Genomic DNA, 24,581 nt, shown 5'->3' on the forward strand with positions numbered 1-24,581 from the left:
CATGGGGCGGAATGCGATGGAAGTCGGCAAAGAGGACAGGGGGGCCGAATGTGAGGAAGTTCTCCGGCCGCTTCCCGGCGGCCGATTCGAGCGGCCGATCGCGGCCATTTCCGGCTGTGGCAAGGCACAGAGTGTCCGGCTACCGTGCCCACGGAAACTCCGCGTGAATCCTTTACGCTGATGCGGCGGCGCGCTCCGGGCCCAACGGCGCCCGGAGCGCGTTCCGGTTCCAGCCCGCGGTCCCCTGGTCAGATCTCGGAACAGGTTGTAAGGATGCCCAAGCTCTCTCTCGTTGTCCCCGTGTACAAGGTGCAGGGCTATCTGCCCGAGTGCCTTGACTCCGTACTCGGGCAGGACTGCACGGACTTCGAGATCATCGCGGTCGACGACTGTTCGCCGGACGGGTCCGGTGCCATTCTCGACGAGTACGCGAAACGGGACTCCCGGATTCATGTGATTCACCTCACGGAAAACGTGGGCCTGGGGCGTGCGCGCAACGCCGGTCTGGAAAAGGCAAGTGGCGATTACGTGTTGTTCCTGGACAGTGACGACACACTGTCCGACGGCGCGTTGTCGGCCATTGCCGACCGGCTGGAGGCCACCGGCAATCCCGAGATCCTGGTCTTCGACTACGCGCGTACCTACTGGGACGGCCGGATCCGCCCGAACCTGCGGGCCGACCTGCTCAAGGAGGAGGGCCCGGACACCTTCCCCCTCTCCGAGCGGCCCCGCCTGCTCGACCTGCTCCAGATCGTGTGGAACAAGGCGTACCGCCGCGACTTCGTCACCCGGGCCGGGCTCACCTTCCCGCCCGGGTACTACGAGGACGCCCCCTGGACGTTCTGCTCCATGATCAGCGCCGAGCGGATCGCCGTACTGGACCGTGTCTGCGTGCACTACCGGCAGCGGCGCGAGGGCGGCAACATCCTCAAGACGGTCAGCCGCAAGCACTTCGACGTCTTCGACCAGTACCAGCGGGTCTTCGACTACCTGGACGCGCACGAGGAACTCACCGAGTGGCGCGGCCCGTTGTTCCGCAAGATGGTCGACCACTACCTGACCATCCTGGAGCGGCCGGGCCGCCTGCCGCAGGACGCGCGGGCCGAGTTCTTCCACCGCGCCTCGGCCGACTACCGGGCCCGCGTGCCCAAGGGCTGGACCCGCCCGGCCGGCGGCCGCGGCCACAAGTACGGGATGCTGGAGCGCGACGCGTACACGACCATGGTGAGCGCGCTGGCGGCGGTGAAGTTCCGCCAGCGGGTCAAGACCCGCACCCGCTCCGCGCTCAACCGCTCCAAGCGGAGCGCGATGGGCGCCTTCTACCAGTCGCAGCTCAGGCTGCCGCTGGACGACAACCTGGTGCTGTTCTCCGCCTACTGGAGCCGCAGCGTCTCCTGCAACCCCGCCGCCATCGACGCCGAACTGGCCCGGCTGGCCCCCGGGATGCGCCGCGTGTGGGCGGTGCGCGCGGAGAACGCGCACCTGGCGCCCAAGGGCGTGAAGGTCGTCCGGGTGGGCTCCCGCGACTACTGGGCGGCCCTGGCCCGCGCCAAGTACCTCGTGAACAACGTGAACTTCGCCGACTCCGTGGTCAAGCGCGAGGGCCAGATCCACGTGCAGACCCATCACGGCACGCCGCTGAAGACCATGGGCCTGGACCAGCGCAAGTACCCGGCCTCCACCGACATGGACTTCGAGAAGCTCCTGGAGCGGTGCGACCGCTGGGACTACAGCATCAGCTCCAACCAGTTCTCCACCGTGGTCTGGGAGCGGGTCTACCCCTGCTCGTACACCACGCTGGAGACCGGCTACCCGCGCAACGACGCCCTCGTGAACGCCACGTCCGAGGACGTGCGCGCGGCCCGTGCGGCGCTGGGCCTGGCCGACGGCGCCAAGGCGTTCCTGTACATGCCGACGCACCGCGAGTACCAGCCGGGCTTCACCCCGCCGCTGGACCTGGCCCGGTTCGCCGGCGAGCTGGGACCGGACGTGACCGTCCTGGTGCGCGGCCACTACTTCTACGGCAGCTCCTCCCCGCACATCGCCGAACTGCGCCGCACCGGCCGGATCGTCGACGTGTCCGGGCACGGCCGGGTGGAGGACCTGTACCTCGCCGCCGACGCGCTGATCACGGACTACTCCTCGGCGATGTTCGACTACGCGGTCCTCGACCGCCCGATCATCAGCTACGTCCCCGACTGGGACGTCTACTCCGCGGTGCGCGGCACCTACTTCGACCTGCTCCAGGAACCGCCCGGCGCGGTGGCCACCACACAGACGGAACTGCTGCGGCTGCTCGCCTCCGGCGAGTACGACAGCCCGGAGACGACCGAGCGGCGGGACGTCTTCCGCCGGCGTTTCTGCGAATTCGACGACGGACACGCAGCCGAACGCGTCGTACGGCGCGTCTTCCTCGGTGAAGAGAACCTGCTGCCCATCGTTCCGTTCGACGAACGCCACCACGCCCCGACCCCCGCCCAGGCGCTCGAACTGGTCGAGCGGGCCTGACCCCGAAAGGAGATCACCAAGCCATGGCCCCTCGGCTCAGTGTCATCGTCCCCATCTACGACGTGGAGCGTTACCTCCCCGCCTGTCTGGACTCGCTCGCCGCGCAGACCTTCCGCGACTTCGAGGTCCTGATGGTGGACGACGGTTCACCCGACGGCTCCGCCGCCATCGCCGAGGAGTACGCCTCCCGCGACTCGCGCTTCAAGCTCATACGCAAGGAGAACGGCGGCCTCGGCGCCGCCCGCAACACCGGCATGGCGCACCTCGCGCCGGAGTCGGAGTTCCTGACCTTCGTCGACAGCGACGACCTGATCCCGCCGGACGCCTACCGGCTCATGGTCGGCAGCCTCGACGAGAGCGGCTCGGACTTCGCCACGGGCAACGTCTTCCACCTCAAGGGCGAGAAGTCCTGGCAGGTGCCGCTGATGCGGATGCTGGCCGGCGAGGCCCGCGTGCGCACCCACATATCCCGGTACGCCAAGCTGGTCGCCGACCGCATCGCCTGCAACAAGGTCTTCCGCCGCACCTTCTGGGAGAAGAACGGCTTCGCCTTCCCCGAGGGCCGGCTGTACGAGGACACCCCGGTCACCATGCGGGCCCACTACCTGGCCGAGAGCGTCGACGTCATCTCGGAGCCCTGCTACTACTGGCGGCTGCGCGAGGGCGAGTCCGCCCCGTCGATCACCCAGCGCCGCACCGACCCGGCGGGCGTGCGCGACCGGACCACCTCCGTCATGGAGATCAGCGCCTTCCTCGCCGACCAGCCCGGCGAGACCTTCGCCCGTCTCAAGCGCGAGTACGACACCCGCGTCCTCCGGGACGACCTGCGGCTGTTCCTCAACGTGGTGCCGGACGGCGACGAGGAGTACCGCACCGAGTTCCTGCGCTCGGCCAACCGCTTCCTCGACAGCATCGACCCCAAGGTCGTCATGGACCTCCCGGCCGAACTGCGCGTGCAGTGGCTGCTGGTGCGCAAGCACCAGATGGAGGAGCTGATCGCCCTGCTGGCCGGCCAGCGCCGCAAGGAGACGCCCGAGGTCAGCGGCCTGCTGCGCAAGTACGCCTCGTTCCCCTCCCTGGAAGGTGCCGACCTGCACCTGCCCAAGGAGGCGCTCCGCATCGACCAGCACCTGACCATGCGCGCCCCGCTCCAGGAGGTGAGCTGGTCCGGCGACAAGCTCGTGCTCTCGGGCAACGCCTGGATCGACAAGATCGACCTGCCCTCGCGCAAGGCCTCGGTCAAGGTGCTCCAGCTGCGCAAGGACCGCTCCCGCCGCCGCATCCTGCTGCCGGCCCGCAACGTGCCGCGCCCGGAGGTCACCACCGACTCCGGCCAGGACCGCTACAACTACGACTGGGCCGGCTGGGAAGTCACCATCGACCCCACCAGGCTCCGCAAGGGCGGCGAGTGGCAGGAGGCCGTGTGGCACGTGGGCCTGGGCATCTTCGCCTCCGGCCTGGTACGCCGCAACGCCGTCCACTCCAGCGGCGGCGCGGCCTGCAACTTCCCGCCGTACCACTGGCTGAGCCCCGACTTCCGGCTGCTGCCGTCCGTCGAGCGCGGCGCGCTGAAGCTGCGCATCGAGAAGGTCCGCGCCCTGATCACCGGGCGCACCCTGGAGGACGACCGGATCAAGGTCACCGGTGAGATCCGCGAGCCCCTCACGGCGGACGAGCAGGTCGTCCTGCGGGTCAAGAACCAGAAGGGGGCCGAGACCCTCGAGTACCCCGTCACGGTGGCCCGCGAGGGCGGCAAGCAGACGTTCTCGGTCCAGGTGCCGGTGGCCGACGTGGCGCTGGTCTTCCACGAGGGCGTCGACGAGATGGCGCAGCCCGAGAAGCGGACCTGGTCCACGGTGCTGGTCGCGACCGACCCGCAGGGCAAGGAGCGCCGCTTCGGCACCGTGATGCAGGAGGGGCTGTCCGACGTCGAGTTCCCGCTGCCCGCCTCCCTCGGCGAGCAGTCGCGCCTGGTGGAGCTGGCCGTGGTCGCGGGTCACACCGGCTTCCTGAAGTTCTCCGGCCGCACCCGCCGCGCCCTGATCGACACGGCGACCGTGCGCGACGGCCGGATCGCCCTCACCGGCCACGCCGACCCGCGGCTGTCCGGCTCCCGCTTCCTGCTCAAGCCGCGCAACCGCTACGAGGAGCGCTTCGTCGAGACCCACTGGCTCGACGACGGCCGCTTCGAGGTCTCCTTCGACCCCTCCAGCCTCGGCGGCGACGGCAGCGTCCCGCTGCGCGCCGGCCGCTGGAACCTCTTCCTGCGGCCCGAGGAGGAGGGCACGCCCGACGTGCCCTTCGTGGTCGACCGGCTGGCCGCGGACTCGTTCCCGGTCCAGGCCGAACTGGGCGGCCGCCGCTACTGGCTGGAGAACCGCTGGGGCGACTTCCCGCAGCTCAACGCCCGCTCCGAGCTGAGCGACCTGGAGCGCGGCCCGTACCGCCAGCGGGAGCTGCGCAGCAAGGTGTACGAGCCGCTGTTCCAGCAGCCGCTCAAGGACCAGGTCTTCTACCTGAGCTACAACGGCAAGCAGTTCTCCGACAGCCCGCGCGCGATGTACGAGGAACTGGTGCGCCGCGGCCTGGACGTCAAGCACCTGTGGGCGGTCCGTGACGGCCAGGTCAACCTGCCCGACGGGGTCGAGAAGGTCCGCATGTGGGGCAAGGAGTGGTACGAGGCGCTGGCCTCCAGCCGCTACATCGTCACCAACGGCCACCTTCCCGACTGGATCGTGCGCCGCCCGGGCCAGTCGATCGTGCAGACCTGGCACGGCACGATGCTGAAGAAGATCGGGCACGACATCGACACGCTGCACTTCGACCGGCGCTACCAGGAGAAGCTGGCGCTGGAGGCGAAGCAGTGGAGCCTGCTGGTGTCCTCCAACCGCTTCAGCACACCGATCCTGAAGCGGGCGTTCTCCTACGACGGTGAGATCCAGGAGGCGGGCTACCCCCGCAACGACTACCTGTACTCGCCCGACCGGGACGCGGTCGCGGACCGCGTCAAAAAGGCGCTCGGACTGCCCGCGGGCAAGAAGGTCGTCCTGTACGCGCCGACCTGGCGGGACGACCAGTCGCACAGCGCCGGGCAGTACCTGTTCGACCTGCGCATCGACCTGGAGGACGCCCAGCGCCGCCTCGGCGACGACCACGTGCTGCTGATCCGCCGCCACTCCAACGTGGTGGACGCGGTGCCGGGCGCGGGCAACGGGTTCGTGTGGGACGCCTCGGAGTACCCGGACATCGCGGACCTGTACCTCGCGGCGGACATCATGATCACGGACTACTCGTCGGTGATGTTCGACTACGCGCACCTGAAGCGGCCGATGCTGTTCTTCACGTACGACCTGGAGCACTACCGGGACACGCTGCGCGGGTTCTACTTCGACTTCGAGCAGGACTCCCCCGGTCCGCTGATCGGCAACTCCAAGGAACTGGTCGACGCGATCCGGGACATCGACCAGGTCCAGGCGGAGTACCAGGAGCGGTTCGACCGCTTCCACCACCTCTTCTGCGACCTGGACGACGGCAACGCGTCCGCGCGGGTCGTCGACCGGATGCTGGAGCAGGCGCGGGAGAGCTGACCGCGCGGATCACGCGAAAGGGCGGGGCCGGGAGGATCGTCTCCTCCGGGCCCCGCCCTTTCGGCGCCGTGCGCGGGTCAGAGCCGTACGGTCTTCACCGCGAACTGGCAGGCGGCGGTGAAGTAGGGCCGCAGCTCCGTGCGACGCCGGGTGGGCGGCAGCGGCGCGGGGGTCTGGCCGAGGGCCCGGCGGGACTTGCGCACCGCCCGGGTCAGCACGGTCGGCGGCCCCGCCGCCGGCTCGCTGAGCACCGGACGCGGGAAGGTGAACACGTTGATCGGGGCCAGCACGTCGGTGGCCAGCTTGGCCAGCTGCACGCGGGGCGCGTCGGCCGCCGTGCGCAGGGAGAAGTCCCAGATCACCTCGGGCTCGTCGGCCTCGGTGTGCGCCCGCACCAGCGCCGCGCAGTCGATGTCGACCGCGACCCGGCCGTCGCCCTCGGCGCGCAGCGGGAAGGTCAGCACCCGCTCCTTGTCCCTGCGGTGCACGGCCTCCACGACGGCACCCGCGGTGGCCTCGGCGCCCCACAGCTCCGCCTGAACGGCGATGGCCCGCTCGTCGACCCTGACCGGGCCGACCTCGGCGTGGGCGTCGCGCAGGGCACTGCGCAGCCGCAGCCCGCCGTCCTCGTGCATGTGCGGCAGCAGCAGCGCCAGGGACGGCCCCTGCGGGCGCGGCAGCTCTACGGCGAGCAGGTCGCGGGTGTCGCAGCCGTAGCCGTCGGTGCCCAGCGCCACCTCGCGGCCGCCCTCGCGGGTGGCCAGGGTCAGCTCCCAGGTGCCGTGCGGCACCCCGGCGTCCCAGGGCACGACGGCGTCGCCGGCGGCGGAGAACGGGAAGCGGTGCTCCTCGGTGCCTGCCCCGCCCTTGCGCAGGACGAGGTCGGCCTGTCCGGCGCTCGGCGGCAGCGTGCCCACGGCGACGTGCACCGAGCCCTGCCGGTCCACGCGGGCCGTGGCGTGGCGGGGCAGTTCCTTGCGGGCGAAGGCCTCCCGGAGGATGGCCTCGAAGCGCTCGCGGCTCGCCCGCTCGTGGAAGCGCTCGGCGTTGCGGATGCCCGCGGCGGACATCTTCAGCCGCAGTTCGTCGTCCTGGACCAGGCTGCGGATCGCCTCGGCCATCGCGTCGACGTCACCGCGCGGGACGATCAGGCCGTCCTCGCCGTCGGTGAGGATGTTGCGCGGCCCGTGGTCGGCGTCGGTGGCGACGACGGGGAGCCCGGCGGCCATCGCCTCCACGACGACGTTGCCGAACGCCTCGCGCTTGGAGGGCAGGACGAAGATCGAGCCCTTGCCGAACTCCGGGGTGACGGGCGAGGTCTGGCCCATCAGCAGGATGCTGTTGGACAGCCCGAGTTCCTCGATGCGGGCCCGGAGCTTCTTCTTCTCGGCGCCGTGGCCGTAGATGCGCAGCGTCCAGTCCGGCGCGTCGGCGTGGACCCGGGCGAACGCCTCGATCAGCAGGGCGTGGTTCTTGTTGTCCGTCAGGTGACCGGCCGAGACCACGACCTTGTTGGTGCCGGTGGACCGGATGGTAGAGGCGGGCACGCAGTTGGGCATCACCGCCAGGCGGTTGCGCACCGCGGGCACCTGCCGGGCGATGGCCGCGACCTCCTCCGGGGTGAGCGCCGTCAGGGCGTGCAGGTGCCGGTAGGCCGGGAAGAGGCGTTCCTTGATGTCCGTGGCGTAGATGGCGGGCATCGAGTGCTCCTGGGTGACCTTCAGGTAGTCACCGCGGGCCTGCGCCAGCATGATCGTGTTGCGCGGGCTGGAGCTGACGATCACGTCGGCGTCGGTGGTGTCGAAGTACTCGAGGAGCCGCAGTTCCGCGAGCCGGCTCACCACCGGCGTCTTGGCACCGGCGTTGAGCGGGTAGATCAGCGGGAACTTGTCGGACAGCGGGTTGTCCACGTCGGAGACCGGGGAGTCCGGACGCATGTCGCTGAGCACCCGGACGGAGACCCGCGGGTCCAACGGGAAGTAGGACTCGTCGCGCACCTTGCGCAGCGCGACGATCTCTACGTCGTGCCGTTCGGCGAGAGCCCCGGCGAGGTTCTGCGTCGCGCTGACCACGCCCCCCATGTGGCAGAGGTCCCGAACGAGAAATGCGATCTTCACTTTGCTGCTTCTCTCTGCTTCCGGGAACGGATGGTCCGTCCGTTTCCCCGCCCCGGGCCACGCACAGTGGCCACACCCTCCTCACAAAGTACACACGGCTGCTCGACAGCGGATCACGGCCCTGCCACACCTGTGTAACCCTGCGGACAGCAAGATGCCGTCCGCAGGGCTTCGGTTCCAGAGGGCGGGCTCAGAACGGCTCGAAGCCGTCGAACTCCCGCTCCACGTCGTCCCGTTCGGCATCCCGGTCGCGGCGGCGCTGGGCGGCCGGCCGGGGGGCCTCGAAGCGGTGGTCCTCGCCGCGGCGGCCGAGCATCTCGGCGCCGGCCGTCACCGACGGCTCCCAGTCGAAGACGACCGCGTTGTCCTCGGGGCCGATCGCCACACCGTCGCCGTTGCGGGCGCCGGCCTTCATCAGCCGGTCCTCGACACCGAGACGGTTGAGCCGGTCGGAGAGGTAGCCGACGGCCTCGTCGTTGTTGAAGTCGGTCTGGCGCACCCAGCGTTCGGGCTTCTCGCCGCGCACCCGGAACAGGCCGTCCTCCTCGCGGGTGACGGTGAAGCCGGCGTCGTCCACGGCCTTGGGCCGGATGACGATCCGCGTGGCCTCCTCCTTGGGCCGGGCGGCACGCGCCCCGGCCACCAGCTCGGCCAGCGCGAAGGACAGCTCCTTGAGGCCCATGTGGGCCACCGCGGACGCCTCGAAGACGCGGTAGCCGCGCTCCTCCAGGTCCGGGCGGACCATCTCGGCGAGGTCCTTGCCGTCGGGTACGTCGATCTTGTTGAGGACGACGATCCGGGGCCGGTTGTCCAGGCCGCCGTACTCGCGCAGCTCGGCCTCGATGACGTCCAGGTCGGAGAGCGGGTCGCGCTCGGACTCCAGCGTCGCCGTGTCCAGGACGTGCACCAGCACGCTGCACCGCTCCACGTGCCGCAGGAACTCCAGGCCGAGGCCCTTGCCCTGGCTGGCGCCGGGGATGAGGCCGGGGACGTCCGCGATGGTGTAGACGGTCTCGCCGGCCGTCACCACGCCCAGGTTCGGGACGAGCGTCGTGAAGGGGTAGTCGGCGATCTTCGGCTTGGCCGCGCTCAGTACGGAGATCAGCGAGGACTTGCCGGCGCTCGGGTAGCCCACCAGCGCCACGTCGGCGACGGTCTTCAGCTCCAGGTGGATGTCCTGGAGGTCGCCGGGCTCGCCGAGCAGCGCGAAGCCGGGCGCCTTGCGCCGCGCCGAGGCCAGCGCCGCGTTGCCGAGGCCGCCCCGGCCGCCCTGCGCGGCGACGTACGAGGTGCCGTGGCCGACCAGGTCGGCGAGGACGTTGCCCGCCTTGTCGAGGACCACGGTGCCGTCGGGCACGGGCAGGACCAGGTCCTGGCCGTCCTTGCCGGAGCGGTTGCCGCCCTCGCCGGGCTTGCCGTTGGTGGCCTTGCGGTGCGGCGAGTGGTGGTAGTCGAGGAGCGTGGTCACGGACTGGTCCACGGTGAGGATGACGTCGCCGCCCCGGCCGCCGTTGCCGCCGTCCGGGCCGCCGAGCGGCTTGAACTTCTCACGGTGGACGGAGGCACAGCCGTGGCCTCCGTTACCCGCGGCGACGTGCAGTTCGACGCGGTCCACGAAGGTGGTCATGGGATGTGCCTCCAGTTACTGCCTACTGCGGGGATGTCTCTTGGGTAACACGCGAAAGGCGGACCCGCTTCCCCTCGGGGAAGTGAGGCCCGCCTCGCGAAAGTCTCCGGTCAGGCGACCGGGACGATGTTCACGACCTTGCGGCCACGGTGGGTGCCGAACTGCACCGCACCGGCCTGCAGGGCGAACAGCGTGTCGTCGCCGCCACGGCCGACGCCGGCGCCCGGGTGGAAGTGGGTGCCGCGCTGACGGACCAGGATCTCACCCGCGTTGACGGCCTGACCGCCGAAGCGCTTCACGCCGAGCCGCTGGGCATTCGAGTCGCGACCGTTCCGGGTGGACGATGCGCCCTTCTTGTGTGCCATGTCTCCTCAGTCCCTTACTTCGCAGCCGCGGGGATCTCAGTGACCTTGATCGCCGTGTACTGCTGGCGGTGGCCCTGACGACGGCGGTAGCCGGTCTTGTTCTTGTAGCGCAGAATGTCGATCTTCTGGCCCTTGTGGTGGTCCACGATCTCGGCCTGGACCTTGATGCCGGCCAGCACCCACGGGTCGCTGGTCACAGCGTCGCCGTCGACGACGAGCAGGGTCGAGAGCTCGACCGTGTCGCCGACCTTGCCGGTGGAAATCTTGTCAACCTCAACGATGTCGCCGACAGCAACCTTGTGCTGGCGACCACCGCTGCGCACGATGGCGTACACGCGGATCTCACTCTCTCGCTCGGGAACGGCACCCCCGCAGTCCAGCCACCCGGTGACACACGGACAGCCTCTCCCGGCCGGGGCCCGCGAAGGGCCCGTATCCGGAAGGAAAGAGGTTTACGGGGATGTGACGCGTCAGTCGACACGCCGACGCTCAAGATTACGGGGCCGCACGACAGGGGTCAAACCGGGCCCCCGTCCGCCCGCGCACCGAGGCCCCGCCCGCCCGGATACCGGGCGAACGGGGCCACAGGGTCTGCGACGGGTGCCGGATCAGCCCTCGTCGGTGGCGGCCGTGACCGAGGACGGTGCCTGCTGCGCCGCGGCCGCGGTCTTCTTCGACGCCGCCTTCTTGGCCGTGGTCTTCTTGGCGGTCGTCGTCTTGGCCGCCTTCTTCGCCGTGGCCTTCTTCGCGGTCGTCGTCTTCTTGGCCGCGGTCTTCTTGGTGGCGGCCTTCTTCGCCGTCGCCTTCTTCGCCGTCTTGCGGGCCGCCGCCTTCTTGGCCGGGGCGGCCTCCTCGGCGGCCTCCGTGTCCGGCGCGGCCTGCTCGGCCCGCTCCTCCTCCGGCCCGGCCGACGGGACGACCATGACGGCCGCCTCCTCCGACGCGGTGGGCGCGGTGGACTTGCGCACCGCCCGGCGGCGCGGACGCGCCGGGGCCGCTTCCTCGGCGGCGGGCTCCGCGGGGGCCTCGGCGGGCGCCTGAGGCGCCTGCTCGGCCTGCGGGGCCGGTGCGGACGGCGCGGTCTCGGGAACCGTCAGCACGGCGGCCTCCGCACCCGCGGGCGAACCGGCCGGCGCGGACACCTTCCGGGTGGCCCGGCGGCGGGTACGGCCCTTGGGCGCGGCCTCCCCGGCGGCGGGCGCCGGTGCCTCGGCGGGTGCCGTGACGTGGCCGCCGGCGACCGCGTCCTCGACGGCCGCGGGCTCGGCCAGCACCTCGGTGGCGGACTCGCGCCGCACGGGACGCTCGACCTCCTCCTGCACCGTGACGTCCTGCGCGGTCGGGCCCTCGGCGCGCGCGGCCTCGCCCTTCCCGGCCTTCGGCGCGCCCGCCGGGGCCGACGCCCTACGGCTCGCGCGACGCCGGCCACGACCGCGCGTGGCGGCCGCCTCGGCCTCGGCGGCGCTGCTGTACAGCTCCTCGTCCGGGGTGAAGTCGGGCGCCGGGAGGGCGACCGGCTCGGCCACCTCCGCGGCGACCTCGGACTCGGACTCGGTGTCCGCCTCCTGCTCCGCCGTCGGACCGGTCTCGACGCCGGCCACGGCCTCGTGCTCGTGCGGCTGGTCGGCGCCGGCCCGCGCCCGCTTGCGGCGCTTGCTCCCGCCACCGCCGCCACCGGCCGCGGTCGGCTGGTCGAGGTGGACGATGACACCGCGGCCGTTGCAGTGGACGCAGGTCTCCGAGAACGACTCGAGCAGGCCCTGGCCGACCCGCTTGCGGGTCATCTGCACGAGACCCAGCGAGGTCACCTCGGCGACCTGGTGCTTCGTACGGTCCCGGCCCAGGCACTCGAGCAGGCGCCGCAGCACCAGGTCCCGGTTGGACTCCAGCACCATGTCGATGAAGTCGATGACGATGATGCCGCCGAGGTCGCGCAGCCGGAGCTGGCGCACGATCTCCTCGGCCGCCTCCAGGTTGTTCCTGGTGACCGTCTCCTCCAGGTTGCCGCCCTGGCCGGTGAACTTGCCGGTGTTGACGTCGACGACGATCATCGCCTCGGTCCGGTCGATCACCAGCGAACCGCCGCTGGGCAGCCAGACCTTGCGGTCCAGCGCCTTGGCGAGCTGCTCGTCGATCCGGTACGTCGCGAAGACGTCGACCTCGCTGGTCCACTTCGACAGCCGGTCGGCGAGGTCCGGCGCCACGTGGGACACGTAGCCGTTGATGGTCTGCCAGGCGTCGTCGCCGCTGACGACGACCTGGGAGAAGTCCTCGTTGAAGATGTCGCGCACGACCCGGACGGTCATGTCCGGCTCGCCGTAGAGCAGCGTCGGCGCGTTGCCGCTCTTGGCCTTCTTCTGGATGTCCTCCCACTGCGCCTGGAGCCGCTCGACGTCGCGGCGCAGCTCGTCCTCGCTGGCGCCCTCGGCCGCGGTGCGCACGATGACGCCCGCGTCCTCGGGGACGATCTTCTTGAGGATGGTCTTCAGCCGGGACCGCTCGGTGTCGGGCAGCTTGCGGCTGATGCCGGTCATCGAGCCCTCGGGCACGTAGACCAGGTAGCGGCCGGGCAGGGAGACCTGGCTGGTCAGGCGGGCGCCCTTGTGGCCGATCGGGTCCTTGGTGACCTGCACCAGGACCGACTGTCCGGACTTGAGGGCGGACTCGATGCGCCGCGGGCCGTTCGCCATGCCCAGCGCCTCGAAGTTGACCTCACCGGCGTACAGGACGGCGTTGCGGCCCTTGCCGATGTCGATGAAGGCGGCCTCCATCGACGGCAGCACGTTCTGCACCTTGCCGAGGTAGACGTTGCCGACGTACGAGGTGGCCTGCTCCTTGTTGACGTAGTGCTCGACGAGCACGCCGTCCTCCAGGACGCCGATCTGCGTGCGCTCGCCGTGCTGGCGCACGACCATGACGCGCTCGACGGCCTCGCGGCGGGCCAGGAACTCGGCCTCGGTGATGATCGGCACGCGCCGGCGGCCCTGCTCGCGGCCCTCGCGGCGGCGCTGCTTCTTGGCCTCCAGGCGGGTCGAGCCCTTGATGGACTGCACCTCGTCGGAGGGCTCGCTCTTCTCCCGCGGCGGGCGGGGTTCGCGGACCTTGACGACGGTGCGCTCGGGGTCGTCGGTGGACGCGTCGCCGTCCCCGGAGCCGTCCCCGGCCCGGCGGCGACGGCGGCGACGGCGACGGCTGCTGCTGGAGCCGCCTCCGTCACCGGCGGACTCCGCGCTCTCCTCGGCGTCCTCCTCGGCCTGCTCGGCGGTGTCAGCACCGTCCTGATCGGCCTGGTCGGCGGCGGTCTGCTCGCTCTCGCCGTCGGTCAGGTCGCCGTCGGCGGAGTCGCCGCGGCGGCGACGACGGCCGCCCCGGCGCCGGCGACGGCGCGAGCCGGAGTCCTCGGAGCCGTCGGCGTCGTCGTGGTCCTCGCCCGCCTCGTCGGAGTCGTCTGCCTCGGCCTCGGTGTCGGAGTCGGCGCGGGTGTCGGTCTCCCGCTCGTCCTGCGCGGCGGCGGGCGTCCGGTCCTCGGTGCCCTCCTCGGCGGCGCCCCTGCGGCGGCGACGGCGACGCGACCCGGCGGACTGCTCCTCGGACTGCTCCTCGGCCACCTCGGCGGTCTTCGCCGGCTCGGCACCGGCCGCCTCGGCGGCGGCTTCGGCGGCGGCCCGCTCGGGCGTCTGGAACTGCGGCTCGGCGAACACGGGCGCCTGGAACACGGCGACGGCGGGCCGGGACGGGCGCTTGGGCGCGTCGGCGTCGTCGGAGGCGGCGGTCTGCGCCGGAGCGGCGAAGCCGACGGCGGCCTTACGGGTGGACCGGCGGCGCGCCCGGCGCGGAGCGGCGTCCTCGGCGGGCTCGGAGGTCTCGGCGTCCTTGGCGGGCTCGGGGGCGGCCTCACGGACGGGCTCGGGGGCGGGCTCGCGCACCTCGGCGGCGGCCTCGGCGGGCGCCTCGGCCGGGGCCGTCACGCGGCGCGTGGCACGACGGCGGGTGCGGCCCTTGGGCGCGGCGTCCTCGGCCTCCGTCCCGGCGGCGGGCTCGGCGTCCGTGGCAGCGGCGGGCTCGGCGGGGGTGGCCGCGGCGGGCTCGGCGGAGGCCGGCTCGGCGGGCGCGGTGACGCTGCGCGTGGCCCGGCGGCGGCTGCGGCGCGGCGCGGGGTCCTCGGTGACCTCACCGGCCTCGGCGACCGGCTCGGCGACGGGCGCCTCGGCACCGGAGGGCGCCGCGACGACGGTCTCGGCCGCCTCCGTCGACGTCGGGGTCCCGGCGGGCGCGGAGGCGCGGCGGACCGCACGGCGCCGCGGCCGGGCGGGGGCGGCCTCGGGGGCCGGGGCGGCGGCCTGCGCGGCCTCCGTCTCCTCGGTCTCCTCCGCCTCGTCGGTCACGGCGGTCACCTCGGCGGGTGCGACGGTCTCGGCCGGCGCGTCGGAGCCGCCGGACGGCGGACCCGCAGGGCGGGAAGCGGCCCTGCGCCGACGGCGCGGCGGCAGGGTGTCGCTCGGGGTGTTCGACTCGGAGTCGGTCGAGGTGGTCGACGACTCGGTGGGTTCGGTCGGTTCGAGCATGCGGGGCTTTCTCCCGTCAGGCTCCCGGGCGCCGCGCACCAGGCCCGGCGTCGATCTGATCGACCGCCGGTGACGTCCGCGGCTCGCGCGGTGCGCGTCGCCGCCGTCCGGGGCGCGGGCGCCGCTCGGAAGCTCTCCGTGTCTTGTCTCGCCGGTTCCGTACCCCTTGGCGGGTACGGCCTGGCGAAAGTCTTGTGGTCGGTGCGCTGCCCGACCCAGGTGGCTCCCGAGTTCGAGGGCGGCGCTACGACATCCGTCCTTGAGCGGAACCTTCCCTACGCGGGCGCCTTCGCGGCGGCGGGAGCGGCGGCCGGTTGCGGCTCGGGCGCTTCTGCCTCGCGGTCGGGCGCGAGCGGGTCGGTCACCGCACCGGTCTCTTCATCGAACAGCCCCTGCGCCAGCCTGGTCACCGCTGCGGGGACCGGCGGCGCCAGGTCGGCCACGGCGCGAAGACCGGACAGGACGTCGTCGGGTCGTACGGCAGGCGTCACGTGCCGAACAACCAGCCGCAGTATCGCACAGGGCTGGTCGGTCGGCCTATCAGCCGGTGAACCGTGCGTGGTGGCGCTCTCCAGACTCGCGACGGCGGAGCGGGCGTCGAAGGTACGGACGCCGTTCTTGGTCCGGCGCTGGACCTCCACGGCCGGGGCCGAGTTGAAGGCCGCCACGGCGCGCTCGGCGTCCGCGGGCTCCACCCCGTCCAGCCGCAGCTCCCACACCGATGCCGTCAGCCGGTCGGCGAGCCCGGAGGTCCGGGCCTCGACCGCGTCGACGACGTCGAGCCCGGCGGGCAGCGACGCGTCGAGAAGCACCCTGAGCTGCTCCGGGTCACGCGCCGCGGTGAGCGCGATCTCCAGGTACTCCGCCTCACTGCCCGTGCCGGTGGGTGCGGCATTGGCGTACGACACCTTCGGGTGGGGCGTGAACCCCGCCGAGTACGCCATGGGCACCTCGGCGCGGCGCAGCGCGCGCTCGAAGGCACGCTGGAAGTCACGGTGGCTGGTGAACCGGAGGCGGCCGCGCTTGGTGTAGCGCAGTCGGATGCGCTGCACCGCGGGTACGGGCGGCGGGCCTTCGGGCTGTCGCTTGCCCAGTGTCGTTCAGTCCTTCGTGAGAGCGGTCGTACTACTACCAAGAGTACGTGTCTCGGCGACGGATGGTTCCCGCCGGTCGACCGGCCGCGGCTTCGCGGGCTCCCCGAAGAGTGCCCGGCGTACGTCGGCGCGGGTCTGCCGCACGGTCAGCCGGGCAGCGGCGAGAGCCTGCCGGGACACCCGCCCGGCGACGCGTCCGGCGTCGGCGAGGGGCCGCAGGACGGTGTCCCGCACGGCGTGGCCCACCGGGGTGAGCACGCTCCGGTACGCCCAGCGGGCCGGTTCGGCCACGGTCCACCGCCACAGGGTGCCGAGGAACCGCCCGAAGGCGCGCGAGACGTGTCCCGCGATCCGCCAGGCGTGCCCGAGGGCGTCCAGGACCTCCCTGCCGATGACCGCGAGGACCCGGCCCACCGGGGTGAGCACCCACCGCCACAGGGCGAGAGCGGGCAGGACCACCAGCACCCGCGCGGTCCAGTAGAGGACCGCGCCGACACCGGTGACGATCATGCCGAGACACCAGGCGAGCCCTCTGCCGCACCACGCGAGCGCGTGGCCCACCGGCGTGAGCAGCCAGGCGTAGAGCCAGGCGGCGGGTACGACGAGGAGGTACCGCCCCAGCCAGGCGAGGGCCGCGTACAGCCCGCGCCCCGCCGGCGTCAGCACCCTCCGGTACAGCCACACCGCGGGCACCACGAGCAGCACGTGTCCGAGCAGGGCCACGCCCCTGGCCGCCGGGACGACGGCGTACCGCCAGATCCCGGCCAGCGGCCACAGGAAGAGGACCCGCCCGAGCCAGGCCAGCGCCCGTCCGGCCGGGCGGAACACGGTGTCCCGCAGGAACCGCCCGGCGACGACCAGCACGTCCCACGCCATCCGTACCGGTACGACCAGCACCAGGGCGATGATCCGCACCGGAACGCGGACCACCGCGGCGACACACCCCTCCGGGTCCGATCGCCGCGGCGGCTCCTGCGGACGGCCGTCGGGCCGCTTCTCAAACTCCATACCGGCACAGACGCCGAAACGCCCCGCCCGGATGCGGTCAGGTGAGTTCGCTGCGTCCCCAGCTCCAGCTGATCGACCCCGCGCTGTCCCACTTGCGCACCGGCCCACCGAACCCGGAACCGTTGCTGGTCAGCGTCCACAGGGCGGTCCGGCTGACCCCGTCGGCCCCCTGACCGTTGTCGTACAGCACACCGACGTCGGTGCGGCCGTCACCGTCGAAGTCGCCCGACGTCACCTTGGACCGCTCCCAGTCCCAGCTGATCGACCCGGCGCTGTCCCACTTGCGCACCGGCGCACCGAACCCGGAACCGTTGCTGGTCAGCGTCCACAGCGCGGTGCGATTCGCCCCGTCGCTCGTCTGACCGTTGCCGTACAGCACACCCACGTCGGTGCGGCCGTCACCGTCGAAATCGCCCGACGTCACCTTGGACCGCTCCCAGTCCCAGCTGATCGACCCCGCACTGTCCCACTTGCGCACCGGCCCACCGAACCCGGAACCGTTGCTGGTCAGCGTCCACAGCGCGGTCCGCTTCGCCCCGTCGCTCGTCTGACCGTTGCCGTACAGCACACCCACATCACCCCGGCCGTCACCGTCGAAGTCACCGGAGACCACCTTCGACCGGCCCCAGTCCCAGCTGATCGAGCCCTCGCTGTCCCAGACCTTCACGGGCTTACCGAAGCCGGAACCGCTGCTGGTCAGCGTCCACAACGCGGTCCGGTTGGTCCCGTCACTCTGCCGGCCGTAGTCGTAGAGCACGCCGACGTCACCGCGGCCGTCCCCGTCGAAGTCACCGGAGACCACCTTCGACCGGCTCCAGGTCCAGCTGCCGCCGTCGGCACTGTCCCAGACCTTCACGGGCTTACCGAAGCCGGAACCGCTGCTGGTCAGCGTCCACAACGCGGTCCGGTTGGTCCCGTCACTCTGCTGGCCGTAGTCGTAGAGCACGCCGACGTCACCGCGACCGTCCCCGTCGAAGTCACCGGAGACCACCTTGGAACGGCTCCAGTTCCAGCTGCCGCCGGTGGCGCTGTCCCACGCGCGCACCGGCCCGCCGAACCCGGAGCCGTTGCTGGTCAGCGTCCACAGCGCCGTCCGGTTGGTGCCGTCGCTGCCCTGACCGTTGTCGTACAGCACACCCACATCGCTGCGGCCGTCACCGTCGAAGTCTGCAGCGGGGGTCCGCACGGCGTTCGCGGTGACCCAGTCGCGGATGTCGTCGACGCGGGCGGCGACCGCGCTGCTCGTGGCTCCCGCCGTGGAGTCGACGCCGAAGCAGCCCACCTGGTTCGAACGGCTGCTGACCGCGACCAGCGCCGGGCGGCCGTCGACGGTACGCATGACCGGGCCGCCCGCGTCGCCCTGGCAGACCGAGGCTCCGTCCTTGCCGCTCAGGACCAGGTCGGCGCCGTCGACAGAGGTGACGGCGAAGGTGCCGGTGTGCTTGTCGAGCGGCGCCCACTCGGTCGCGGTACGGCCGTGTCCGGCCACGGTGAGGTCCTGTCCGGCCGCGGGTCCCGTGGTGGCGAGGACGACGGGGGCCACGCCCCGCACGGGCTGCGCGAGCCGGGCCAGCACGAGATCGCGCTCGCCGTGCGGGCGCAGTTCCACGACGTTCCGCTTCTCGCCGCCGACGGTCGCGACGGTCTTCAGCCGGGGCGGACCGGCCGGCACGGAGAGGTCGGCGGCCGGGTTCTCGGCGAAGCAACTGGCGGTCGTGAGCAGCCACTCGGGCGAGACCAGCGAGCCCGAGCAGCCCCGCTGGTGGTCACCGACCAACAGCCGGGCGGTAAAGCCGAGACCGGCGTCCGTCGAGGGCTCGCCCGCCACCGAGTGCGCCGGCGTGACGCCGAGGAGCAGCAGCGGCGCCGCACCGAGCAGCGCGGCGGCGTGTCTGAGCCGGTTCGGACGGGAATCGGTCTTGCTGCGTGCGTTCATTGCAGTCCTAGGAGTCGGTCTTGGAAAACTGGCTCGAAGGTTGCGGTGCGCCGACTGCTCTTCACTTGTCGGCGGGTGCCTTCGCTACGCGTTCACGAAATGCACCCGATATCCGCCCCCTGTGGCCATCCAAGACCGTGCTCCATGATCTCGTCCACGGGTCAAATCACCCAAACTGACAGTACGTCACACCCAGAGCATGACTTACGTCACCCGCCGGACGACCGGCCCTACTTGACCGTCAGCGGCAGCAGCTTCTTTGGCGCCTGGATCTCGGTGTCCATCGCTGGGCATATGGAAAAACGCTTAAAACTGTCCGCGAACTGCGCCACGCTGTCTGACATGAGGAAACGAGGACAGCGCCGACTCGCGGCAGATCGAGCGGCCTACAGCGTGGAAGCCGAGTGGACCGAGGCCGACCTTGCCCTGTTGGAGGAGCTGAAACGGGCTGAGGCCCTACTCCCCCAGGACGCACCCCGTGCGCTCTTATCCACCCGCTTGTCCGTACTGACGGACGACACGACGTCGCCGGTACGGCAGGAACTCGATCTCCGCATCCTGGCCAGGGAGCGGGGGAGCCGAGTCGTCGGCGTCGCCTCCGACCTGAACGTGTCGGCGACGAAGGTCCCGCCGTGGAAGCGGAAGGAGCTCGGGGAGTGGCTGAACAACCGCTCCCCCGAGTTCGACGAGCTCTTGTTCTGGAAGCTCGACCGCTTCGTACGGCGTCTCTCCGATCTCTCGACGATGATCGAGTGGAGCCTGAAGCGCGGGAAGAACCTGGTCTCGAAGAACGACAGCCTCGACCTCACGACGACCGCCGGAAAGATCATGGTCACGATCATCGGCGGCATCGCCGAGATCGAGGCGGCCAACACCTCGACCCGGGTCGCGAGCCTGTGGGACTACGCGAAGTCGCAGGAAGACTGGATCATCGGGAAGCCGGCGTACGGCTACGTCACGGACGAGGACGACACGGGGAGGGTCGTTCTCGTGATCGATCCCGAGGCGGCCAAGGCCCTGCACTGGGCCCGACGCATGGCGCTCCGGGGACGCTCCGCCGGGTTCATGGTGCGCTGCTTGAAGCGCTCTGGCCTGATGACCCAAGGGCTCACCGTGGCGACGCTCCATCGCCGCCTCCGCAACCCCGCGCTTCTCGGCCATCGGGTAGAAGAGGACAAGAACGGCGGGCAGCGACGATCGAAGCCGCTCCTCGGCAAGGACGGCAGGCCGATAAAAGTCGCCCCTCCCCTCTTTACTGAAGAGGAGTTCGAGACCCTCGGCGCCGCTCTCGACAAACGCAAGAAGAACCAGCCGCCGCGTCGTGTCGGAGGAGCGACACAGTTCCTCGGCGTCCTGCTGTGCGCCGACTGCAAAACGAACATGACCGTGCAGATCACGAACAACACGCACGGGACGTACCAGTACCTGCGGTGCCGCAACTGCAAGAGCGGCGGGCTGGGAGCGCCCAACCCCGAGCGGGTCTACGAGCGCCTGGTGCAGGACGTACTCAAGGTCCTCGGAGACTTCCCCGTGCAGGTCCGCCAGTACGCCGAGGGTGCTGAGGCCCGCAAGGAGATCAAGCGCCTTCAAGAGACCATCGCGCTGTACATGAAGGACCTCGAACCCGGCGGTCGGTACACGAAGACGCGGTTCACGAAGGAGCAGGCGGAAGCGACGTTGGACAAGCTCATCAGTGAGCTCGAAGCGATCGACCCCGAGACGGCGAAGGATCGATGGGTCAACGTCCACGGCGGCAAGACGTTCCGTGAGCACTGGCAGGAAGGCGGTATGGAAGCCATGTCCGCGGACCTGTACCGGGTCGGGATCCGCTGCGAGGTGACCCGCACGAAGGTACCGAAGGTCCGAGCCCCGAAGGTGCACCTCCGCCTACTGATCCCGAAGGACGTACGCGAGCGACTCGTGATCCGAGAGGACGACTTCGCGCAAGCCTTCTGATCCGGCCCGCACAGGAGAAAGCCGCCTTCCGAACATCTGAGGGAGGCGGCTTCGTCGATTGCTCGAACCATGCAGGTCCTGGCCAGCGCGGCGAGGACCGCACGCACAGCAACGCTTCAAGCGCTGAACACTTCGCGAAGAACCCGCTGCAGGCGGTCGCGAGCCGGCAACAACAACGACGAAAGGCGGATCAGCGCACCTGCTCAGCCGCGCCTCGCGCCTGGTCGCGGCTGGCGACCACCAGGTATCCATCGGTCTCGGGGTCGAAGGTGGTGGACTGCACCGTGAGCCCGACGCTCCGCAACTGCGCCACGAGGTCCTCGTACCGGTAGGGCCAGATGGACAACCGCTCCGAGCTGGCTCGCACTGCCCCGTCCGGCTCGATCTGGGCAACCACGATCTCGAGGAAGTGTTCCTGCTCCCAGCGCTGCTCGATCTGCCAGTAGTAGCTGACGACCGCATCGCGGCCGTGGCGGCGGATGAGTCGATCGCGGACGTCTACCCGTGAGCCGGCGGAGCGCACGAGCTCCCAGTTGCGTGAGTGAAGCACAAGGCGTCCGCCCGGATTCAGCAGCCGTGACATCGCTTGCAGTGCGGTCAGGCGCCCGGCTGCGCCCTCGGCGTGCCCGAGCGAGTTGCCGACGCAGAACACCAGATCGAACGTGGAGTCCTCCAGGTGGTCGGGCAGTTCGTCCCAGCGCGCGCGGAGGGCTCGAAGCGAGACACCCTGCTCGTCGGCGGCCTTCGCGGTTCGGCGAACCATCCCATCGCTGGCGTCTGCGGCGACCACGTCAAGGCCAAGACTCGCGAGACCGACGGCGAGCTGGCCGGTTCCACACGCGCAGTCGAGGACGCGTGCGTTGGGCGGCAGTGAGCCCACGACATCGCTGCCGTAAACCGCGGCTGCCTTGGCGGGGGTCAGCCTGTCGTCCCCGATCAGCCACTCGTACACGTCGGAAAGCGCCCTATAACCGGCCACTGCGATAGCCTCCGCCACTCGACGAACGCGGGCCAGACCTCGCCTGCGATTCGGACCTTGTGCCTCGCACCGTGCCGGGCCGTATCAGCGAGGCATTGAGCAGGACCCAACCACTTCCGACCGCTGAGACTCCACCGGATTTCGTGGGAAAACTGATTGCCCAAACGCCGCGCTTGGATGAAAGACCGCCAGCGACCGCCTCCACAGCCACTGTCCGTCGGTCGTGTTCCGACGTCGGAGACGTGGCCGGCGTGCGCTTCGATGTCTCCCTTACCGCGGGAACTTTCACCAGTTCGGTGATCACAAGGCGACTTTCGCCTTGCTCCCGTTCAGGAGCTTGATGCCGCGACGATCAGAGGGTGACCGAAGATTGGTGGAGCGGCACCAGATCAGCGGGAACATCGCTGCCGAGCTCCGAAAAATCGACGTGCTGCTCACCGGTATGAGTGGCTACGAGCAGGCCAGCCGATGGACACGGGATGCACTGGCCGGCGACGCCGAGTGGAGCCGGGCCCGGCTACTCGCGCGCCATGTCCTGACTGAGTTGACTGGCGCTTGGGAACACCCGCTACCGCCCGTCCACGCGATCCGCTGACGCCACTGCCCTGAGGTCGCCGCGAGCGCTCTTCGTCTCTCAAACCCATTCCACGTTCGACGAAACGCCCGAGGGGGCACCGGGCGGCGGCAGCGGCGTCCTCAGAGCCTTCTTCGCCGGTTGCCGATCCCTTTGCAAGCCGAGCGAGGTCAGCACCGCCACCACATTCGACTCTGTGACGTCAGCCACAGCGTCAGCGATGCGGTGGAGCGGATCGCTCATCCCACAGCCCCGTTTCCGCTGGTCAGTCGGACTTCTTGACCGTCAGCGGCAGCAGCTTCTTGCCCGTCGGGCCCGTTTGTGGCCATGTGTCGAACTGGGGGCATACGCCGCAGTCGAAGCAGGGGGTCCAGCGGCAGTCGTCGACCTCCGTCTCGTCGAGGGCGTCCTGCCAGTCCTCCCAGAGCCACTCCTTGTCGAGGCCGGAGTCGAGGTGGTCCCAGGGCAGGACCTCCTCGTAGCCGCGCTCGCGGGTGGTGTACCAGTCGACGTCCACGTCGGTGGGGGCCAGGGCCTTGTCGGCGCACGCCATCCAGCGGTCGTACGAGAAGTGCTCGCGCCAGCCGTCGAAGCGGCCGCCGTCCTCGTAGACCGCGCGGATGACGGCGCCGAGGCGGCGGTCGCCTCGGGAGAGGAGGCCCTCGACGATGCCGGGCTTGCCGTCGTGGTAGCGGAAGCCGATGGAGCGGCCGTACTTCTTGTCCCCGCGGATCTTGTCGCGGAGCTTCTGCAGGCGGGCGTCGGTCTCCTCGGAGGAGAGCTGCGGGGCCCACTGGAAGGGGGTGTGGGGCTTGGGGACGAAGCCGCCGATGGAGACCGTGCAGCGGATGTCGTTGGCGCCGGAGACCTCGCGGCCCTTGGCGATGACCCGGGTCGCCATGTCGGCGATCTGCAGGACGTCGTCGTCGGTCTCGGTGGGCAGGCCGCACATGAAGTACAGCTTCACCTGGCGCCAGCCGTTGCCGTAGGCCGTCGCGACGGTACGGATCAGGTCCTCTTCCGAGACCATCTTGTTGATGACCTTGCGGATGCGCTCGGAGCCGCCCTCGGGGGCGAAGGTCAGGCCGGAGCGGCGGCCGTTGCGGGTCAGCTCGTTGGCCAGGTCGATGTTGAAGGCGTCGACGCGGGTCGAGGGGAGGGACAGGCCGATCTTGTCGTCCGTGTACCGGTCCGCGAGGCCCTTGGCGACGTCGGCGATCTCCGTGTGGTCGGCGGAGGAGAGCGAGAGGAGACCCACCTCCTCGAAGCCCGTTGCCTTCAGGCCCTTGTCGACCATCTCGCCGATGCCGGTGATGGAGCGCTCGCGCACCGGGCGGGTGATCATGCCGGCCTGGCAGAAGCGGCAGCCGCGGGTGCAGCCGCGGAAGATCTCCACGGACATCCGCTCGTGGACCGTCTCGGCGAGCGGGACGAGGGGCTGCTTGGGGTAGGGCCACTCGTCGAGGTCCATGACGGTGTGCTTGCTGACCCGCCACGGGACGCCGCTGCGGTTGGGTACGACGCGGGAGATGCGGCCGTCGGGCAGGTACTCGACGTCGTAGAAGCCGGGGACGTACACGCCGCCCGTCTTCGCCAGGCGCAGGAGGAGCTCCTCGCGGCCGCCGGGGCGGCCCTCGGCCTTCCAGGCGCGGATGATCGCGGTGATCTCCAGGACGGCCTGCTCGCCGTCGCCGATGACTGCGCAGTCGATGAAGTCGGCGATCGGCTCGGGGTTGAACGCCGCGTGCCCGCCGGCCAGGACGACCGGGTCGTCGATGCCGCGGTCCTTGGCCTCCAGCGGGATGCCCGCCAGGTCCAGGGCCGTGAGCATGTTGGTGTAGCCCAGCTCCGTGGAGAAGGAGAGGCCGAAGACGTCGAAGGCGCCGACCGGGCGGTGGCTGTCGACGGTGAACTGCGGGACGGAGTGCTCCCGCATCAGGGCCTCCAGGTCCGGCCAGACGCTGTAGGTGCGCTCGGCGAGGACGCCCTGCTGTTCGTTGAGCACCTCGTAGAGGATCATGACGCCCTGGTTGGGCAGTCCGACCTCGTAGGCGTCGGGGTACATCAGGGCCCAGCGGACGTCGCAGGATTCCCAGTCCTTGACCGTGGAGTTGAGCTCTCCGCCGACATACTGAATCGGCTTCTGCACGTGCGGGAGCAGAGCTTCGAGCTGCGGAAACACAGACTTCACAGACTCGGCGGCTTCGGCAGGCATCTCACGGAACCTTCGTGTGCTGACAAGGGGGACCATCCAGCCTAACCCGG

Annotated in this window: 14 protein-coding genes; 3 read left to right on the forward strand and 11 right to left on the reverse strand. The window is 70.7% G+C overall.

Features of this window, described 5'->3' with window-relative positions:
* Positions 1-273: 273 nt before the first annotated feature.
* Both OIE75_RS12285 and OIE75_RS12290 read left to right on the forward strand, forming a co-directional pair.
* On the forward strand, positions 274-2,508 hold the full coding sequence (locus tag OIE75_RS12285; RefSeq protein ID WP_329470808.1) for a bifunctional glycosyltransferase/CDP-glycerol:glycerophosphate glycerophosphotransferase: 2,235 nt from the start codon (positions 274-276) through the stop codon (positions 2,506-2,508).
* Between the two features lie 23 nt (positions 2,509-2,531).
* Positions 2,532-6,095 (forward strand): bifunctional glycosyltransferase/CDP-glycerol:glycerophosphate glycerophosphotransferase, encoded by a 3,564-nt coding sequence (locus OIE75_RS12290; RefSeq protein WP_329470809.1) that lies wholly within the window; start codon positions 2,532-2,534, stop codon positions 6,093-6,095.
* A gap of 77 nt (positions 6,096-6,172) precedes the next feature.
* Here OIE75_RS12290 and OIE75_RS12295 read toward each other — a convergent pair whose 3' ends face one another.
* The 8 genes from OIE75_RS12295 to OIE75_RS12330 all read right to left on the reverse strand — a co-directional run bounded on the left by OIE75_RS12295 (position 6,173) and on the right by OIE75_RS12330 (position 18,807).
* Entirely contained in the window at positions 6,173-8,212 is a 2,040-nt protein-coding gene (locus OIE75_RS12295; protein WP_329470810.1) for a glycosyltransferase family 4 protein, read from the reverse strand.
* A gap of 190 nt (positions 8,213-8,402) precedes the next feature.
* Positions 8,403-9,839 (reverse strand): GTPase ObgE, encoded by a 1,437-nt coding sequence (gene obgE / locus OIE75_RS12300; RefSeq protein WP_307012045.1) that lies wholly within the window; start codon positions 9,837-9,839, stop codon positions 8,403-8,405.
* Positions 9,840-9,949: 110 nt separating this feature from the next.
* Positions 9,950-10,204 carry a 50S ribosomal protein L27 gene (gene rpmA / locus OIE75_RS12305; protein ID WP_003976205.1) on the reverse strand — a complete coding sequence of 85 codons (255 nt, stop codon included), beginning with the start codon at positions 10,202-10,204 and terminating at the stop codon, positions 9,950-9,952.
* 14 nt (positions 10,205-10,218) lie between these two features.
* Positions 10,219-10,539 (reverse strand): 50S ribosomal protein L21, encoded by a 321-nt coding sequence (gene rplU / locus OIE75_RS12310; RefSeq protein WP_003976204.1) that lies wholly within the window; start codon positions 10,537-10,539, stop codon positions 10,219-10,221.
* Between the two features lie 273 nt (positions 10,540-10,812).
* Positions 10,813-14,769, reverse strand: a complete 3,957-nt coding sequence (locus OIE75_RS12315; protein ID WP_329470811.1) for an Rne/Rng family ribonuclease — start codon at positions 14,767-14,769, stop codon at positions 10,813-10,815.
* Between the two features lie 275 nt (positions 14,770-15,044).
* Positions 15,045-15,821, reverse strand: a complete 777-nt coding sequence (locus OIE75_RS12320) for a TIGR03936 family radical SAM-associated protein (protein WP_122620130.1) — start codon at positions 15,819-15,821, stop codon at positions 15,045-15,047.
* 48 nt (positions 15,822-15,869) lie between these two features.
* The gene (locus OIE75_RS12325) at positions 15,870-16,871 is read right to left on the reverse strand and encodes a hypothetical protein (protein WP_329470812.1); all 1,002 of its coding nucleotides are present in this window, start codon (positions 16,869-16,871) and stop codon (positions 15,870-15,872) included.
* Positions 16,872-16,908: 37 nt separating this feature from the next.
* The gene (locus OIE75_RS12330) at positions 16,909-18,807 is read right to left on the reverse strand and encodes a trypsin-like serine protease (RefSeq protein ID WP_329470814.1); all 1,899 of its coding nucleotides are present in this window, start codon (positions 18,805-18,807) and stop codon (positions 16,909-16,911) included.
* Between the two features lie 393 nt (positions 18,808-19,200).
* On the opposite strand from OIE75_RS12330, the gene OIE75_RS12335 reads away from it, so the two are divergent.
* Positions 19,201-20,763, forward strand: a complete 1,563-nt coding sequence (locus OIE75_RS12335; protein ID WP_329473970.1) for a recombinase family protein — start codon at positions 19,201-19,203, stop codon at positions 20,761-20,763.
* Positions 20,764-20,953: 190 nt separating this feature from the next.
* Here the strand turns inward: OIE75_RS12335 and OIE75_RS12340 are convergent, their stop codons facing one another.
* The 3 genes from OIE75_RS12340 to OIE75_RS12350 all read right to left on the reverse strand — a co-directional run bounded on the left by OIE75_RS12340 (position 20,954) and on the right by OIE75_RS12350 (position 24,531).
* A complete protein-coding gene (locus tag OIE75_RS12340; RefSeq protein WP_329470816.1) occupies positions 20,954-21,742 on the reverse strand; it encodes a class I SAM-dependent methyltransferase in 789 nt (262 codons plus the stop codon).
* A gap of 634 nt (positions 21,743-22,376) precedes the next feature.
* The gene (locus OIE75_RS12345) at positions 22,377-22,559 is read right to left on the reverse strand and encodes a hypothetical protein (RefSeq protein ID WP_329470817.1); all 183 of its coding nucleotides are present in this window, start codon (positions 22,557-22,559) and stop codon (positions 22,377-22,379) included.
* A 22-nt stretch (positions 22,560-22,581) separates the two neighbouring features.
* Entirely contained in the window at positions 22,582-24,531 is a 1,950-nt protein-coding gene (locus tag OIE75_RS12350) for a TIGR03960 family B12-binding radical SAM protein (protein WP_329470818.1), read from the reverse strand.
* Positions 24,532-24,581 lie beyond the last annotated feature (50 nt).

This window comes from Streptomyces sp. NBC_01723 (assembly GCF_036246005.1).
Classification (GTDB): Bacteria; Actinomycetota; Actinomycetes; order Streptomycetales; family Streptomycetaceae; genus Streptomyces.

Excerpts from the sequence above, each read along its gene's own strand:
- rpmA (WP_003976205.1), bottom strand. The coding sequence starts at position 10,204 with ATGGCACACAAGAAGGGCGCATCGTCCACCCGGAACGGTCGCGACTCG.
- OIE75_RS12350 (WP_329470818.1), bottom strand. The coding sequence starts at position 24,531 with ATGCCTGCCGAAGCCGCCGAGTCTGTGAAGTCTGTGTTTCCGCAGCTC.
- OIE75_RS12285 (WP_329470808.1), top strand. The coding sequence starts at position 274 with ATGCCCAAGCTCTCTCTCGTTGTCCCCGTGTACAAGGTGCAGGGCTAT.
- OIE75_RS12345 (WP_329470817.1), bottom strand. The coding sequence starts at position 22,559 with ATGAGCGATCCGCTCCACCGCATCGCTGACGCTGTGGCTGACGTCACA.
- OIE75_RS12330 (WP_329470814.1), bottom strand. The coding sequence starts at position 18,807 with ATGAACGCACGCAGCAAGACCGATTCCCGTCCGAACCGGCTCAGACAC.
- OIE75_RS12325 (WP_329470812.1), bottom strand. The coding sequence starts at position 16,871 with ATGGAGTTTGAGAAGCGGCCCGACGGCCGTCCGCAGGAGCCGCCGCGG.
- OIE75_RS12290 (WP_329470809.1), top strand. The coding sequence starts at position 2,532 with ATGGCCCCTCGGCTCAGTGTCATCGTCCCCATCTACGACGTGGAGCGT.
- OIE75_RS12315 (WP_329470811.1), bottom strand. The coding sequence starts at position 14,769 with ATGCTCGAACCGACCGAACCCACCGAGTCGTCGACCACCTCGACCGAC.
- obgE (WP_307012045.1), bottom strand. The coding sequence starts at position 9,839 with ATGACCACCTTCGTGGACCGCGTCGAACTGCACGTCGCCGCGGGTAAC.